Source organism: Pseudomonas sp. Irchel s3a12 (assembly GCF_900187485.1).
In the GTDB taxonomy this organism is placed as follows: Bacteria; Pseudomonadota; Gammaproteobacteria; order Pseudomonadales; family Pseudomonadaceae; genus Aquipseudomonas; species Aquipseudomonas neuropathica.
Genome location: NZ_FYDN01000002.1, coordinates 482,981 through 498,723 on the forward strand (window position 1 = coordinate 482,981; position 15,743 = coordinate 498,723).

Here is a 15,743-nt window from a genome sequence, read left to right on the forward strand (position 1 = left end):
CAAAAACCGATAACCACGTGCGCACTCCGAAGTGCAGTAACCGAACGTGTCCACAGGGATGCGGACGAGTGCGCCTGAAAAATGCGCTGAGGCACGTGCCCGCGCATCATCACTCAACGAGTAACTTCACATGGCCAAACCACCCAAAAAAGTTCCTGTGACAGTGGCAGCAGATACCACTGTTACAACCAGACCTGCACAGTCAGGCTCGGGTAATCGCGTCACTGCAAACCTGCCTGAATCAGCACTGCCTGGCGTCGACTCGACCACGGGACCTCCCGGTATCGCCACCACTCGCCCGCCCGTCGTCATCGTCAGTGATATGCCCGATACCTACCGTGCCGCCCGCAGTGCAATCGCCTGGCCACAGGATCGATTGCACGAGCTGATACCAAGCGGAGAAAACACGGGTCTGTTCACCGGCCCGGATCAACGAACCTATGCGCAAATCGGCAACGAAGGCCGGTTTGTCGTCGAACGGGATCTGCAAGGCAACTATTACGTTCCGCTGACCTTTGCACCCGGTGTTCCCGGCCCGGTACTGACCAGGATTGAAGGCCAGGCCAGCTGGCACATCCAGCGCCCTGGCTGGCAATCAACACAGTCTCGACCCGACACCCCTGCCACGCCACCGTCCCTCACCTACCTTGCGCCCGATGACGCAAAAACGCTGACCAGAGCAGAACTCTCAACGGGGGGACTTCGATACAACAAACTCAAACATACCTTCGTCGATACCGCAGACGGCACAGTCATGGTTCGGAAAAACCTGCAAGGTGAATATCAACTGACCTCGGCAACAAGCAGAGACTTGCCCGATGTATTTTTTCAACAGATTCCCGGAACGGTGCTCTGGCGCCGCAAGCATCCGCACTTGCCAACCCCCGACCATCCCGCTGCAGGCAGGTCGCGGCCAATGGCCGAAGCAGACGAACCGCAACCCGGCCCAAGCAAACGCGCGCGGGTCAACGTCCCCGAACAACCACTAGCACCAATAACCTTCGATGCCAGCGCTCCAGCCGAGCAAACACCGTTTTTCTGGCTACCCTGGGGCCATCTGAACAAACCAGCGCAGGTGGAGTCGGTGCAGCTCGGCTGGTTTCATTATCCGGTGGTGCCGAAGGGTTCCACCCCTCACCCCAAAGTCTACTTTGTGCAACATCCTGACTTTGTGCCAACACACTTCGATGCGTTTGAACAAATGCTCCGTACGGCGCCCTCGATGCAGCCTGTTGCAACATTTCGCATCGGTAACGATCCGGGAGAAATACACCCTGGAAAACGTTTCTTCGATGAACCGATCTCGCAGTCGGTAGCCAAGACATTCCCTGATTTCTCTGATGACACGGCACGGGCCGTCGCCAGAAGGCTGTTCGAACTCGCGGACAACACACCGATGATTACCGGCACCGGGCTGGTCAACATTCAGGCAGTCCTGCATCAGTGGAAACAACGGCCATTTCCCACCGCACCTGCGTATGCCGACCCGCTGAACATGCTAGCAGTGGCACCTTCCACCGATTTCCGCGGTAAAAAACTCATCCGTATGCCCTCCCAGGTCGACGGCGAACTGCAACGACTCAGCTTCGATCCCAAGCATTTTCCCGTCGAATGGAACCACTACAAAACCTACCCGACCGACCTGAACCTCAGACGCCTGCTTGGCGCCCTGTTGGTTCGCAGCGGCTATGACATATTTCCCCTGACATACGAACACCGCATGCCAACGCTGGTATTCAGGCGCGGAACCAGTGAGCGGATTTATTTTATGAAACTGGGTGTGGTGGATCATGTCGGCCTGTCCCACACCCCGGGCAATGAACTGGCAGAACCCAGCCTGCCGGCCAGGATAGGCAACGAGGCGTTTCACGCCCTGGCCACCGCGACCATGGAAAACAAAGTGGTCTGGCTCATCGGGGGCGTATTGAAGGTTGAGTCGACTCCGGATTCGGTGTTCGTGCTCAGGGAGCGCTGAGATCCCGCTACGACTCGCACCGGCCCTGCCGGCGCGAGTCGGCATGACTTTCGAACGCCTCGAAACACCCTGCAGCACTTGCCCTCATCGCCATACATATATACCGCACGCCGTGGCGAGTTTTTGCCGAACATCACGCCTTTGAAGCCAATGGGTCGGGCAAACACGATGCCGCGCAATTGCACATCGAATCCGCTTCCCGAATATCCGGCCGCATCACTGATCAGCGATTCATCGGAGCAAGTCCATGGCAAAACCACCCAGGAAAATTCCTCGCACGGCGTCACCGGAGGCGTCTAGCCGAGCAACCAATCCTTTACCTGTTCCAGTTGCAGCACTTCCCGGTGAACCGGGTCATTCCACTCCGCACACCGAAGCCACTTCATCACACGCGTTGCCAGAAGCACCCGCCGACCGCCCCAGCGTCATCGTCGGTCGTCCGTTCACCCGGCATCGCCAATTGAGCGAAGCGCGAACCTCTGATTGGGTGAGGCAGCAATCCATCGAAACCGGACCGTCTGCGCTGGCCGGTGCTTCCAGCAGCGAAAGACCAGCGCATCCGGTCTATATCGACCCCGAATCGGCAACCCAACTGAAGCTGCAACCAGGCACTGAAGAAGGGTTTCGCTACGACAAACGCAAGAAATCCTACGTCGAAATGGTCGGCGGCATGGTCATGGTGAGCAAAACTGCGGAAGGCTGGCGACAGACACATGCCGGGGAATCAACCCCGACGGGACAAAGAGTGGAACAGATTCCGGGGACAACACTCTGGCGTGAAATCGACACGCCGCAGCAAGGCGACCCAGCCGTAATCAATCCACTGTCCACCGAAGCGACCGATGCCATACCCGGCCAGAGCAAGCGCCAACGCCGGGACGAACAGAGCCATGTTGCAACCGGTACCAGCACGCTGGTCGAACATCTGTTAGCCCAGCCGGGCGTCGCCCTGGATCTTTCCGCCGGTCAGTGGAGAAACTGGGGGAAGTCCACAAAACCCGATTCAGGCGAGTCGATAGAGATCGACGGGCAACACTTTCGGATCGTCATGCAAGGTGTCAGTGCCGATACCGAACTGGTCTATTTGCAACACCCGGGATTTGCACCGGACCGCTATGACGCGTTCGAAAACATGCTGCGTCATGAGCCTTCGCGCCAACCGAAATGGGCACTGAAACGCGAAGGCCAATGGAAGGTTCTGGACAACGCTCCACCGTTCGAAATGTCCGCCACCCAATATGTTTCCGCCGCCTACAACTATCTGTCCGAGCAGGCGACCAGCAACCTCGCGCGGGCGTTATTCGATCGGCTTTCACTGCCTCAGGGCATCAACGCCCATGGACTTTCGGTGATGGCGCTGACCTTCCGCCACTGGCTGGACAGGGTGAATCACGAACCCCCGCTACACGGACTGGCGGACCCTTTGATAATGCTGCCAAAACTGCCGACATCGCCCGGCCATCTGGCAGGCGGCCGCTTGCTCACACTGCCTGCGCACAACTCAGCCGTATTACAGCGCCTGGATTTCGACCCACAACGGTTTCCTCAAGAGTGGGCCCCCTATGCAGCAGCGCCGACGCCAGGAAACCTGCGCGGATTGATGGCGACCATCCTGCAACACAACGGCTACAGCATTAATCCGACCACGCGCCGACTCAGTGAAGGTGCATTGATTTTTTACCGCCCGGGCGTTGCCGCTCTATTCGTGTTGAAGCTGCCACCCATCGCTGGCAATCAGGTTACTCGCACCACACCCGCAGGTACCGAACTCATCGACCCCGCCTATCTGACGAGGCTCAGCGTGTCGCAAAAACAGGCGCTTGAGGTGCAGTTGGCTCACACCGAAGTCATCCATCTGGTGGGGGGTATACAACCCATATCCGCTGATTACCCGACGCTGTTCATTGTGAGAGAGGCCTGAGCCGCTGCTGAACGCCTGAACGGTGCGTCCGCAAGTCCGGACACCTGCACACCCACAATCCAAATCAAGAGATTCAGTTAATGGTCAAACCACCAAAGCGTGTGGCCGGTGTTATTGCGCCTGACACACGTCCAAATGCCGCTGGCATTGTCCCCAGAATCCCCGGCGAAAACACGCAACCCTCTGCAGACCTGCCGAGCAATTCCGTGCGTCAACCGCCGGTGCGGGTCCACGAGGCATCCGCCGTCTACCCCGTGTCGGTAGCGGCCGCTCTGCGCTCCATCAGCTGGCCTGCCGATCAAGTGCACCTGCTACAAAGGCTGGATCCCGACAGCGGATTGTTCACCAGTCCGGAGGGAAAGCTGTACGCCCATGTTGAAAATGCAGGGCATCTGCTGGTCGAAATCCATCACGATGGCCGCTACCAGATTCCCTTCAACTTCACTCCGCATCTGGCGGGTCCTTTCCTGATCAAAACCGAGCGCCAGCCAGTCTGGACCTTCGAACGACCCAGTTGGCTGGCGCACAACCCAGACAATGACGGGCCAGTTGCAGCCGCTGAGCGTATCCCCGGGGAACAGCCGATCTACCTCGCCCCCGATGCCGCCGCCCTGCTCTCCCCCCGCCTGCAAACACCGAACGGCGTTCGCTACGACAAGCACCGAAAAACCTATATCGATACCGCAGAAGGAACCGTCATGGTGCGTAAAAACGCCAACGGTCACTATCAGCAGACCTCCGCGACGGCGCGCAAAGTATCCGCTCTATTGTTCGAACAGATTCCCGGGACGCGACTGTGGCGCCGCAAGACCGGGCTAACCGATTTGGCTACACAACGCCCGCATCAGGAAGAGGGGACAGACGCCACCCGGGCGCTGACCGAAAGCCTGCTCTCGGACAACCCCGACGCGATCAACTTGAGTTTCGGTTTATGGCGAAACTGGGGACACAGTGTCCGACCAGCATTGGGCCAGCATATCGAGATCGACGGGCAGTATTACCGGGTGATGCAACAAGACCTGAATACCAACCCGCGACTGGTTTACCTGCAGCATCCGTTGTTCTCACCCGCCCTGTATGACGCTTTCGAATACATGCTGCGGGACACCCCGTCGCTGCAGCCTAAGTGGGCGGTTAAACAAAACCACCAATGGACGGTCCTCGACAGTGTCGTGCCCTTCGAGATGCCGATCACCCGGTACATCGCCAGAACCTTCAAATACTTGTCGGATCAATCCGTCAATTCACTCGCCCGGGCCATGTTCAATCAGGCGAACCGATCGGAAATCATCATTGCCCCCGGTCTGGCGCTGATGAACCAAGTGTTTCGTTACTGGGCCAACAGGGATCGGCGCAGAGCACCGAATCGAGAGCTGGCCGACCCGCTCCTCATGTTGCGCCCTCTGTCCGGACCGGAACCAACCCTGGCGATTCCTGCCTCGCTGGGTGAAGGCCTGATGCGCCTGGGTTTTGATCCCGGGCGCTTCTCTCGCCACTGGAACGAGTACGCCACGACGCCCACTGCGGCCAATCTGCGAAGGCTGTTCAGGCAGGTTCTGGAGGATGACGGTTACGTGGTGAGCAGCCCGACAAACACGCTTGCGGAAAACGAATTGTTGTTTCACCGCGAGAAAATCGATCACGTGTTCGTACTGAAACTGCCACCTCTTAACGACGGGCGCCTGCAGCGATTTCGGCCTGAGCCTTTTGAGAACAATGAAGTCGTGCTGCAAACATCCAGCAGCGAATCAAAGCCTTTGTCGACTTACCGCACAGAAAAAAAGATCAGCTACCTGCTCGGCGGCACCCAAACAGATGTTCTGGGGCAGACAACGCTGTTCATTTTCAAAGACCAATGACCGCACAGGACAGTCAACCAAAAAACATGAACAGCTAAGAGACACTTCAATGACCAAACCCACAAAGACTACAGTCCGCCCTGCTTCGCCCGACACCTCCGCGATCAACAGATCTACCGCTGGCAATGGCAGCCTCAAAAACACCCAGGGTTCTGACATTTTTGCGCCAGGTACGAAGCAACCGCCCGACACTTCCACTCCCAATACGTCTGGCAGTGAAATGGCAGGCGCCCCACGCGTGGTGGTGAGTTACATAACGGATCCGCTGCTCACCGAAACCAATGCCAGACTGGCCGAGATATCCCTGCCGGTATTACAAACCGCTCTTCTACAGCCGCACATGTCCGTCGACGGGTTATTCGTGACCCCGGGCGGCCAGATTTACGCGCACCTGGAAGACGGCCGGCATTACCGGGTTGAACTCAACACCGCCGGTCACTACCAGATTCCCTGGCCCGCGGCCCCGGGCGTGACACCACCCATTCTGAAAAAAATCCACGGCCAGTCACGTTGGCGCATCGAGGCACAGTGGTACGCGGCTCACTCCAGACAGAGGAGTCTGTCTGCGCAGCAACGGACTGCCGAACCACTACAAGCGATCATCCTCGTCGACCCGCACCTGGCGACCCTTCTGCCTGCCGCGCGGGAGTCCCTGGACGGTATTCGCAAAGGGCCGCGTGGGAAAACCTATGTCGATATCGCCGAAGGAACCGTTCTGGTTCGCAGGAACGAACAAGGCGAATACAAACTGGCTTCAGCAACAACGATCAATGTGCCGGATATAGCGTTCGAGCAGATTCCCGGGCAATTCGTCTGGCGCCGTAAATTGCAGACGACTACAGATACACAACAAGCTCCAAAAGCAGGCAGTTCCCGTGCCCTCCCCCGGTCGGAAAGGCCCGGCCCGAGCCCAAGTAAACGCCCTCGACTGCCAGAAGACAGTGATCCTCTCAATCCCTTCGTACTCATGGGCATCAGTGAATTATGGAAAGGCTGGGGAACCACGACGAAACCGTCAGCCGGCGACTCCATCGAAATCGGCGGCAAGCACTTTGCGATACTTGACCAGCCGAGCCACGCCATTGACACCTTTGCCTTCATCAAGCCGCCACAGTTTTCTGCTACTCGTTTCGATGCTTTCGAACAGTTGCTGCTGACCAATCCTGAGTTGCAACCCAGGGCGGCGGTGAAGTGGGAGGGCAATACGGGGCATGGCAATCCGGCATGGAGAATCGTGGAGAGTCGGCCATTTGAAAAAACCCTGACGCAATATGTCAGCGATCAGTTCCCCTACCTTTCCGATCACTCTGCAAGTAAAGCCGCACGGGAGATGTTCAATCGAGCCAGTCACTCCGAGAAAATAACAGGGTCCGGGATCAGTGCATTGTTCGAGACTTTCAAGTACTGGGAAAATCGCTCTATTTTCACGGGCGATAACAGAGTCGCTCGTCAAGACTTGAGCGACCCGCTGATGCTCCTCTCGCCGCTTGCGACTGACGTAAATGGCTACATGCGTATGCCGCTACCTTCCGCTGAAGGTCTGCGAAGAATCGACTTCAACCCGAAATTGTTCTCCGGCTCGCAACACCAAAGGGGTCGCCGAACAACGCGAACACTGTTCAAAGATCTTCTTAGCGCACACGGCTACTACATTGCCCATGATTTCGGCGCCAACCAGGGGAATGCCTTATTGATCAAGCGAACGGGGGTTGATCCTGTTTTCATCCTGTTCATGGACAGGATTCAAAACAACACTGTTTTTCTCCCTGATCCAGTTGCCTGGCTCAAGAAAAGAGTCTTTGTCGACAACATGGACGTGCAGGTCAAAGACGAGTTGATGGTGCATTTGCACACCAACAGAATCATTTTTTTGCTGGGCACCAACGAGCCTCTCCCCACTCACGAACATAACCTTATTGTCACCCGACACAGCTGAATGAGCTCCGGAGTTCTCTGCAGCACAGGCGGGCAGATTACTCAGGCATAAAAAAGCCCGCAGTGTGAGCGGGCGAAAGACCAAAGAAGCTATATGCGCAGTCGCTTCCCGGCGGGGGGCAGCTGCTTGGGGGTCAACTGCCCCGGTACGTGGAATAGCTGTAAGGCGAAATCAGCAATGGCACGTGGTAGTGATCCTGTTCGGCAGAGATGCCGAAGCGCAGTACAACCACGTCCAGAAATGCCGGCTCCGGCAACTGAACGCCGCGGGCGCGGTAGTAATCGCCAGCGTGGAACTGAACCTGATAAACCCCGGTACGATAATCATCGCCTTGCAGCAGCGGCGCATCGACCCGGCCATCGCTGTTGGTTATCGCACTGGCGACCAATTCCAGGTGCGAACCTTCAACGCGGTACAGCTCGACCTTGATCGAACTGCCCGGGCAACCGTGTGCAGCGTCCAAAACGTGTGTTGTCAAACGTCCCATTGATTCTGCGCGCCTGCCTGCGTGGAAGCAGTCAGACCTCGCGCCTCCCGAAGTCAGATAAAAAGGAGACCGCACCGATTCGGAGCACGAAAAGCTGCGGCGAGCGACTGATTAAGACACTTTTCAAAAAAATTGTACACAATAAAAACGACATTTTTCACACCACCCCCGCCAATCGGGGGTTTCCCCGCGTTCTGCCAGTAACACGCCTATACATTGCACCTTCTATCCATTAACTGACTGGTCAGGCAGGTTTCTTGCAGGCTCACGCCAATACCAGGAAAAGATGACAGTCGGCGAAAAATGCGAAAATTCAGGCTTACAAATTGCGAATAAAGTTGTATACAATCAGCCCATCGCTGTGACGCCAGCCTGCCAGGCCGCCACACCCATCTGTCAACGAATAAGAAGGAAGACTGCAGTGAGCGCTGACTACCCACGCGACCTGATCGGTTACGGCAGTAACCCTCCTCACCCACACTGGCCGGGCAATGCCCGCATCGCCCTGTCTTTCGTACTCAATTACGAAGAAGGCGGCGAGCGCAACATTCTGCACGGCGATAAAGAGTCCGAAGCCTTCCTCTCCGAGATGGTGGCCGCTCAGCCGCTGCAAGGCGCGCGTAACATGAGCATGGAATCGCTTTACGAGTATGGCAGCCGCGCCGGGGTCTGGCGGATTCTGAAACTGTTCAAGGAATTCGACATTCCGTTGACCATCTTCGCCGTGGCCATGGCCGCCCAGCGCCACCCGGACGTGATCCGCGCAATGGTCGATGCCGGCCACGAGATCTGCAGCCATGGCTACCGCTGGATCGACTATCAGTACATGGACGAAGCGCAGGAGCGCGAGCACATGCTCGAAGCGATCCGCGTCCTCACCGAAATCACCGGCGAGCGCCCACTGGGCTGGTACACCGGCCGCACTGGCCCGAACACCCGTCGCCTGGTCATGGAAGAAGGTGGTTTCCTCTACGACTGCGACACCTACGACGACGACCTGCCCTACTGGGAACCGAACAACCCGACCGGCAAGCCGCATCTGGTGATCCCGTACACCCTCGACACCAACGACATGCGCTTCACCCAGGTGCAAGGTTTCAACAAGGGTGACGACTTCTTCGAATACCTCAAAGACGCGTTCGACGTGCTTTACGCCGAAGGTGCCGAAGCGCCGAAGATGCTCTCGATCGGTCTGCACTGCCGCCTGATCGGTCGTCCGGGTCGCCTCGCTTCGCTCAAACGCTTTATCGAATACGCCAAAAGTCATGAACAGGTGTGGTTCAGCCGTCGCGTCGACATCGCGCGTCACTGGCACGAAACTCACCCGTACCAAGAGGCCGCGAAATGAGCCGCTTTCAAACCCTGCAACCGTCGACCCTGAGCCGCGACGCTTTCGTCAACGCCTTCGCCGACATCTACGAACATTCGCCATGGGTGGCCGAGAAGGCCTACGACCTGGGCGCAGATGCCTCGATCGACGAGATCGAAACCCTGCACCAGCGCATGAGCGACATCCTGTTGAGCGCCGATCATGCCAGTCAACTGGCCCTGATCAACGCTCACCCGGACCTGGCCGGCAAAGCCGCCGTCCAGGGCCAACTGACCGAAGCCAGCACCAATGAACAGGCTGGCGCCGGTATTCACCAATGCACGGCCGAAGAGTTCCAGCGCTTCACCGAGCTGAACGACGCCTACAAAGCCAAGTTCAAGTTTCCCTTCATCATGGCGGTAAAAGGCAGCAACCGGCATCAGATCCTCGCGGCGTTCGAAACGCGCATTCACAACTCGGTCGATACCGAATTCAAATGCGCGCTGGCGGAGATCAACAAGATCGCCCTGTTCCGTTTACTGACTCTTTAGCAAGCCTGACCCGAGTACATCAAACGCGGAGAGTACCCAGGGTCCTGCAAGCATCCCCAGCCACTTTTTTAAAGGCAGACAAGAAGAATGAAAGCTTACGCCGTACCTTTCGAAAAATTCGTCAACCTGGCCGATGCCCGTCTGGGCACCAAAATCATTTCGGTCACCGATGACTGGTTCGCAGACGCCAATCGTCTGTTCCAACCGACCCCGGCCGTATGGAAGGAGGGCGTGTTCGATGACAACGGCAAGTGGATGGACGGCTGGGAATCACGCCGCAAGCGCTTCGAAGGCTTCGACAGCGCCGTAATTCGTCTGGGCGTACCGGGCTCGATCAAAGGCGTGGACATCGATACTTCATTCTTCACCGGCAACTTCCCGCCATCGGCCTCTCTGGAAGCGTGCTTCCTGGCGTCGGGCGAGCCTGATGAAAACACCCAGTGGACTGAAGTGCTGTCGGCCGTCGAGCTGCAGGGCAACAGCCATCACTACCACGAAATCAGCAACGACCAAGCTTTCAGCCACCTGCGCTTCAACATCTACCCGGACGGCGGTGTTGCCCGTCTGCGCGTGTACGGCATTCCGTTCCGCGATTGGTCGGCGGTTGGCGACAACGAGCAAGTCGACTTGGCTGCGGCCCTGAATGGTGGCCGCGCCCTCGCCTGCTCCGACGAACACTTCGGCCGCATGAGCAACATCCTCAACCCGGGCCGTGGCATCAACATGGGCGACGGCTGGGAAACTGCACGTCGTCGCACGCCAGGCAATGACTGGGTCATCGTCGCGCTGGGTCACCCGGGCGAGATCGAGAAGATCGTCGTCGACACCCTGCACTTCAAAGGCAACTACCCGGACACTTGCTCGATCCAGGGCGCGTTCGTCAAAGGCGGTACTGACAGCCAGATCGAAACCCAGTCGCTCTTCTGGCGTGAACTGCTGCCAAGCCAGAAACTGGAAATGCACGCCGAACACACCTTCGTCGAGCAGATCAAGGCGCTGGGCCCGATCACCCACATCCGCCTGAACGTGTTCCCGGATGGTGGTGTGAGCCGCCTGCGCGTTCTCGGCAAGGTCGCTAAATAACAACGCAATGATCGTTCCCACGCTCTGCGTGGGAATGCATCACTGGACGCTCTGCGTCCACTCAGGATGTGACGCGGAGCGTCACCGGCTGCATTCCCACGCGGAGCGTGGGAACGATCACTCAACGAAAAGAAGAACAGCATGCGCACACTAACGATTGAACCGCTGAGCAAAGAAGCCTTCGCCCCTTTCGGTGACGTGATCGAAACCGACGGCAGCGATCATTTCATGATCAACAACGGTTCGACCATGCGCTTCCATAAACTGGCGACGGTCGAAACCGCTCAGCCTGAGGACAACGCGATCATCAGCATCTTCCGCGCCGACGCGCAGGACATGCCGCTGACCGTTTGCATGCTGGAACGCCATCCGCTGGGCAGCCAGGCTTTCATTCCGCTGCTCGGCAACCCCTTTCTGATCGTGGTCGCGCCAGTTGGCGATGAACCTGTATCAGGCTTGGTCCGCGCCTTCGTCACCAACGGCAGGCAGGGCATTAATTACCATCGCGGCGTTTGGCACCATCCGGTGCTGACGATCGAAAAGCGGGATGACTTCCTGGTGGTTGATCGCAGTGGCACAGGCAATAACTGCGATGAGCATTTTTTCAAAGAGGATGAGCGTTTGATCCTCGCCCCCCACCAATAAGAGAAGGTCTGATCACTCGACAACAAGAGTGACAGGCGAGAGGTAAAGACTGTGGAAGCACATCTGTTGGAATGGCTGAACCTGAGCGTGCGCTGGGTTCACATGATCACTGGCGTGGCCTGGATCGGCGCGTCGTTCTACTTCGTCTGGCTGGAGAACAACCTCAACCGCGTCAACCCGAAAACCGGCCTGGCCGGTGACCTGTGGGCGATCCACGGTGGCGGTATCTATCACCTCGAAAAATACAAACTGGCCCCACCGGCGATGCCGGAGAACCTGCACTGGTTCAAATGGGAAGCCTACTTCACCTGGATGTCGGGTATCGCGCTGCTGTGCGTGGTGTTCTACTCCAATCCAACGCTCTACCTGCTGGCTCCGGGCAGCACCCTGAGCGGCCCTGAAGGCGTGGCCATCGGTATCGGCTCGCTGTTTATCGGCTGGTTCATCTACTCCTTCCTGTGCGACTCGGCACTGGGCAAACGCCCTGCTCTGCTCGGCTTCATTCTGTTCGTGCTGATCATCGGCGCGGCGTATGGCTTCAGCAAAGTGTTCAGCGGTCGTGGTGCATACCTGCACGTCGGCGCGATCATCGGCACCATCATGGTCGGTAACGTGTTCCGCATCATCATGCCGGCGCAGCGTGCCCTGGTCGCGGCGATTGCCGAAAACCGTACGCCGGATCCGGCGCTGCCAGCCAAAGGATTGCTGCGTTCGCGTCATAACAACTACTTCACCCTACCGGTGCTGTTCATCATGATCAGCAACCACTTCCCGAGCACCTATGGCAGCCAGTACAACTGGTTGATCCTCGCCGGGATCGCGGTGTTGGCGGTGTTGGTGCGTCACTACTTCAACACCCGTCATGACAGCCACAAGTTTGCCTGGACCTTGCCTGTGGCAGCGGTGGGCATGATCAGTCTGGCGTACGTCACCGGCCCGATGCCAATGTCGACCGCGCCGGAAGTGGCCAAGGCGCCAGCCAAAATCGAGTACCAACCGCTGCCGGAAACGGCACTGGGCGGTGGCGCGAAACCGGCTGAAGCAGCACCGGCAGCCCCTGCCGAACCTGCAGCAGCACCGGCGCAAGCCTCCAACGCAGGTCCGGCCTTCGACAAAGTGCACAACGTGATTCAAGAACGTTGCGCGGTTTGCCACTCGGCCAAACCGACCAGCCCGCTGTTCAGCGCAGCTCCGGCGGGTGTGATGCTCGACACCCCTGAGCAGATCCGCCAGAACGCGGCGCGCATCCAGGCGCAGGCCATCACCACGCAGATCATGCCACTGGGCAACATCACGCAGATGACCCAGCAGGAACGTGACCTGATCGGTGCATGGATCGCCCAGGGAGCACAGACCAACTAAGCAGTAAAAGCATCGCTGGCAAGCCAGCTCCCACAGGGTTTTGCACTGCCTGTGTGGGAGCTGGCTTGCCAGCGATTCGCCGCAACGCGGTTGTTACCTGATGCACAGAAACAGCTGTGAGCAACCCGACAGCTGTTCAATCACAAGAATAAAAAGATCCGAGGTGTTGCATGTCCGAGCTGTCCAAAGCGCGCATCCCCGACGCACCCGCCATTCAGCGATTGCCCCTTTTGCAACTGATCCTGGTCGGTTTGCAACATGTTCTGCTGATGTACGGCGGTGCCATCGCGGTGCCGCTGATCATTGGACAGGCCGCTGGCCTGAGTCGTGAAGAAATTGCCTTCCTGATCAACGCCGACCTGCTGGTCGCCGGTATCGCCACCATCGTCCAGTCCATGGGCATCGGCCCGATGGGCATTCGCATGCCGGTGATGATGGGCGCCAGTTTTGCTGCCGTCGGCAGCATGGTCGCCATGGCCGGCATGCCCGGTATCGGCCTGCAAGGCATCTTCGGCGCCACGATCGCCGCCGGTTTCTTCGGCATGCTCATCGCGCCGTTCATGTCCAAGGTCGTGCGCTTTTTCCCGCCGCTGGTGACCGGCACGGTCATCACCTCGATCGGTTTGTCGCTGTTCCCCGTGGCCGTGAACTGGGCCGGTGGTGGCGCTGCCGCTGCGCAATTCGGCTCACCGATTTATCTGGCCATCGCCGCATTGGTGTTGGGCACTATTCTGCTGGTCCACCGCTTCATGCGCGGTTTCTGGGTCAACATTTCAGTACTGATCGGCATGTGCTTCGGCTACATCCTGTGCGGCGCGATTGGCATGGTCGACCTGAGCGGCATGGCCAACGCGCCATGGGTTCAGTTCGTCACTCCGCTGCATTTCGGCATGCCGAAATTCGAACTGGCACCGATCCTGTCGATGTGTCTGGTGGTGGTGATCATCTTTGTAGAATCCACCGGGATGTTCCTCGCGCTGGGCAAGATCACCGGCCAGGAAGTCTGCCCGCGCATGCTGCGTCGCGGCTTGCTGTGTGATGCCGGCGCCTCGTTTGTCGCTGGTTTCTTCAACACGTTTACCCACTCCTCGTTCGCCCAGAACATCGGTCTGGTGCAGATGACCGGAGTACGTTGCCGCTCGGTGACCATCGTTGCCGGTGGCTTGCTGATCGTGTTGAGCCTGCTGCCGAAAGCAGCGTTTCTGGTGGCGTCGATTCCGCCGGCGGTACTCGGCGGCGCAGCGATTGCGATGTTCGGAATGGTCGCGGCCACCGGCATCAAGATTCTCCAGGAAGCCGACATCGGTGACCGTCGCAACCAGTTGCTGGTCGCGGTGAGCATCGGCATGGGCCTGATCCCGGTGGTGCGTCCGGAGTTTTTTGCGCATTTGCCGATGTGGATGAGCCCGATTACCCACAGCGGCATCGCCATGGCAACGCTCAGCGCGCTGACGCTGAACTTGCTGTTCAACATTCTCGGCGGCAAAGAGCGCGCGGCGATCAACGACTGCCACGCACACCAGCACTAACAGCAACACCGATGTACCCCCTGTAGGAGTGAGCCTGCTCGCGATAGCATTTTTTCAGTCAACTGATGTGTTGAATGTCATACCGCTATCGCGAGCAGGCTCACTCCTACAAGGGCAAAAAAAGCTCTGCGCCTCAAACAATAAAAACAAGAGGGAGCAACAGATGATTCGCACACAAACCAACGTTCTGTTGAGTGGCGGCCTGCTGGCCGCGAGTCAGGCCATGGCCGGCGATTTACTGCTGTGGCAGACCAACAGCCTGAGCTATCTGTACGGCAAGAACTTCGCGATCAACCCGTCGATCCAGCAGACGCTGACCTTCGAGCACGCCGACAAATGGAAGTACGGCGACAACTTCCTGTTCGTCGACAAAATCTTCTACAACGGCAAGGAAGACGCGAACAAAGGCCCGCACGCCTTCTACGGTGAATTCACCCCGCGCTTCTCGTTCGGCAAGATCTTCGACCAGAAGCTCGAGTTCGGCCCGATCAAAGACGTGCTGCTCGCCATGACTTACGAGTACGGCGAAGGCGACAGCGAGGCCTACCTGATCGGCCCAGGCTTCGACCTCAAAGTGCCCGGCTTCAACTACGTCACCCTGAACATCTTCCGCCGCCAGACCGAAGGCCCGCGTCCCGGCGATGGCGTCTGGCAGATCACCCCCGGCTGGTCCTACAGCTTTCCCCTGGGCAATTCCGATGTGCTGATCGACGGCTACCTCGATTGGGTAGTCGACAACGATGAGAACTCACGCGGCACCTACCACGCCAACCTGCACATCAATCCGCAGATCAAATATGACCTGGGCAAAGCTTTGGGCTGGAGCCACAAGCAACTGTATGTCGGCACCGAATACAGCTATTGGAAAAATAAATACGGCGTCGAAAACACCCACAACTTCGACACCAATCAGAACACCGCCAGCCTGCTGGTCAAGGTGCACTTCTAAGATGGCCCGCAACCGTGCCCCATACCTGTCGTCGGTGCTCTGTTGCGGGGCACTTGAGAGCTGGCCGAGGAGTCAGTATTCTCCGCGGCCTCCTGAATTCGGTCTAAAAAAAAGCCCGGATTTAATTCCTGACCGAA

General features: G+C 58.0%; 12 protein-coding genes. 11 read left to right on the forward strand and 1 reads right to left on the reverse strand.

Translation table 11 applies throughout. From position 1 onward, the window contains the following. Positions 1-130: 130 nt before the first annotated feature. From CKW14_RS29315 to CKW14_RS05665, 4 genes are all read left to right on the forward strand, one after another. Positions 131-1,975: a hypothetical protein gene (locus tag CKW14_RS29315; protein ID WP_141231783.1), complete on the forward strand. Its 1,845-nt coding sequence runs from the start codon at positions 131-133 to the stop codon at positions 1,973-1,975. Positions 1,976-2,222: 247 nt separating this feature from the next. Beyond that, positions 2,223-3,896 carry a hypothetical protein gene (locus tag CKW14_RS05655; protein WP_095124932.1) on the forward strand — a complete coding sequence of 558 codons (1,674 nt, stop codon included), beginning with the start codon at positions 2,223-2,225 and terminating at the stop codon, positions 3,894-3,896. A gap of 80 nt (positions 3,897-3,976) precedes the next feature. After that, positions 3,977-5,755 carry a hypothetical protein gene (locus CKW14_RS05660; protein WP_095124934.1) on the forward strand — a complete coding sequence of 593 codons (1,779 nt, stop codon included), beginning with the start codon at positions 3,977-3,979 and terminating at the stop codon, positions 5,753-5,755. 49 nt (positions 5,756-5,804) lie between these two features. After that, positions 5,805-7,691 (forward strand): hypothetical protein, encoded by a 1,887-nt coding sequence (locus CKW14_RS05665; RefSeq protein ID WP_095124936.1) that lies wholly within the window; start codon positions 5,805-5,807, stop codon positions 7,689-7,691. 133 nt (positions 7,692-7,824) lie between these two features. Here the strand turns inward: CKW14_RS05665 and uraH are convergent, their stop codons facing one another. Further along, positions 7,825-8,178, reverse strand: coding sequence for a hydroxyisourate hydrolase (gene uraH / locus CKW14_RS05670; RefSeq protein ID WP_003223171.1), 354 nt, complete (start codon positions 8,176-8,178; stop codon positions 7,825-7,827). Positions 8,179-8,599: 421 nt separating this feature from the next. Between uraH and puuE the strand changes: the two genes are divergently transcribed. The 7 genes from puuE to CKW14_RS05705 all read left to right on the forward strand — a co-directional run bounded on the left by puuE (position 8,600) and on the right by CKW14_RS05705 (position 15,606). Then, positions 8,600-9,526, forward strand: coding sequence for an allantoinase PuuE (gene puuE / locus CKW14_RS05675; protein WP_093441662.1), 927 nt, complete (start codon positions 8,600-8,602; stop codon positions 9,524-9,526). Next, on the forward strand, positions 9,523-10,038 hold the full coding sequence (gene uraD, locus CKW14_RS05680) for a 2-oxo-4-hydroxy-4-carboxy-5-ureidoimidazoline decarboxylase (protein ID WP_047292945.1): 516 nt from the start codon (positions 9,523-9,525) through the stop codon (positions 10,036-10,038). The genes puuE and uraD overlap by 4 nt, the downstream gene beginning before the upstream one ends. 87 nt (positions 10,039-10,125) lie before the next feature. Continuing rightward, positions 10,126-11,121 carry an allantoicase gene (alc, locus tag CKW14_RS05685; RefSeq protein ID WP_007913974.1) on the forward strand — a complete coding sequence of 332 codons (996 nt, stop codon included), beginning with the start codon at positions 10,126-10,128 and terminating at the stop codon, positions 11,119-11,121. 141 nt (positions 11,122-11,262) lie between these two features. Next, positions 11,263-11,766, forward strand: coding sequence for an ureidoglycolate lyase (locus CKW14_RS05690; RefSeq protein ID WP_034151759.1), 504 nt, complete (start codon positions 11,263-11,265; stop codon positions 11,764-11,766). A 51-nt stretch (positions 11,767-11,817) separates the two neighbouring features. After that, on the forward strand, positions 11,818-13,128 hold the full coding sequence (locus tag CKW14_RS05695; protein ID WP_095050914.1) for a urate hydroxylase PuuD: 1,311 nt from the start codon (positions 11,818-11,820) through the stop codon (positions 13,126-13,128). Positions 13,129-13,298: 170 nt separating this feature from the next. Next, positions 13,299-14,657 (forward strand): nucleobase:cation symporter-2 family protein, encoded by a 1,359-nt coding sequence (locus CKW14_RS05700; protein WP_095114338.1) that lies wholly within the window; start codon positions 13,299-13,301, stop codon positions 14,655-14,657. A gap of 163 nt (positions 14,658-14,820) precedes the next feature. Then, complete coding sequence (locus CKW14_RS05705) at positions 14,821-15,606, forward strand: outer membrane protein OmpK (protein ID WP_016982869.1); 786 nt, start codon at positions 14,821-14,823, stop codon at positions 15,604-15,606. Positions 15,607-15,743: the final 137 nt, after the last annotated feature.

Coding starts and splice junctions, on each gene's coding strand:
- CKW14_RS29315 (WP_141231783.1), top strand. CDS start 131: ATGGCCAAACCACCCAAAAAAGTTCCTGTGACAGTGGCAGCAGATACC.
- CKW14_RS05655 (WP_095124932.1), top strand. CDS start 2,223: ATGGCAAAACCACCCAGGAAAATTCCTCGCACGGCGTCACCGGAGGCG.
- CKW14_RS05660 (WP_095124934.1), top strand. CDS start 3,977: ATGGTCAAACCACCAAAGCGTGTGGCCGGTGTTATTGCGCCTGACACA.
- CKW14_RS05665 (WP_095124936.1), top strand. CDS start 5,805: ATGACCAAACCCACAAAGACTACAGTCCGCCCTGCTTCGCCCGACACC.
- uraH (WP_003223171.1), bottom strand. CDS start 8,178: ATGGGACGTTTGACAACACACGTTTTGGACGCTGCACACGGTTGCCCG.
- uraD (WP_047292945.1), top strand. CDS start 9,523: ATGAGCCGCTTTCAAACCCTGCAACCGTCGACCCTGAGCCGCGACGCT.
- alc (WP_007913974.1), top strand. CDS start 10,126: ATGAAAGCTTACGCCGTACCTTTCGAAAAATTCGTCAACCTGGCCGAT.
- CKW14_RS05690 (WP_034151759.1), top strand. CDS start 11,263: ATGCGCACACTAACGATTGAACCGCTGAGCAAAGAAGCCTTCGCCCCT.
- CKW14_RS05700 (WP_095114338.1), top strand. CDS start 13,299: ATGTCCGAGCTGTCCAAAGCGCGCATCCCCGACGCACCCGCCATTCAG.
- CKW14_RS05705 (WP_016982869.1), top strand. CDS start 14,821: ATGATTCGCACACAAACCAACGTTCTGTTGAGTGGCGGCCTGCTGGCC.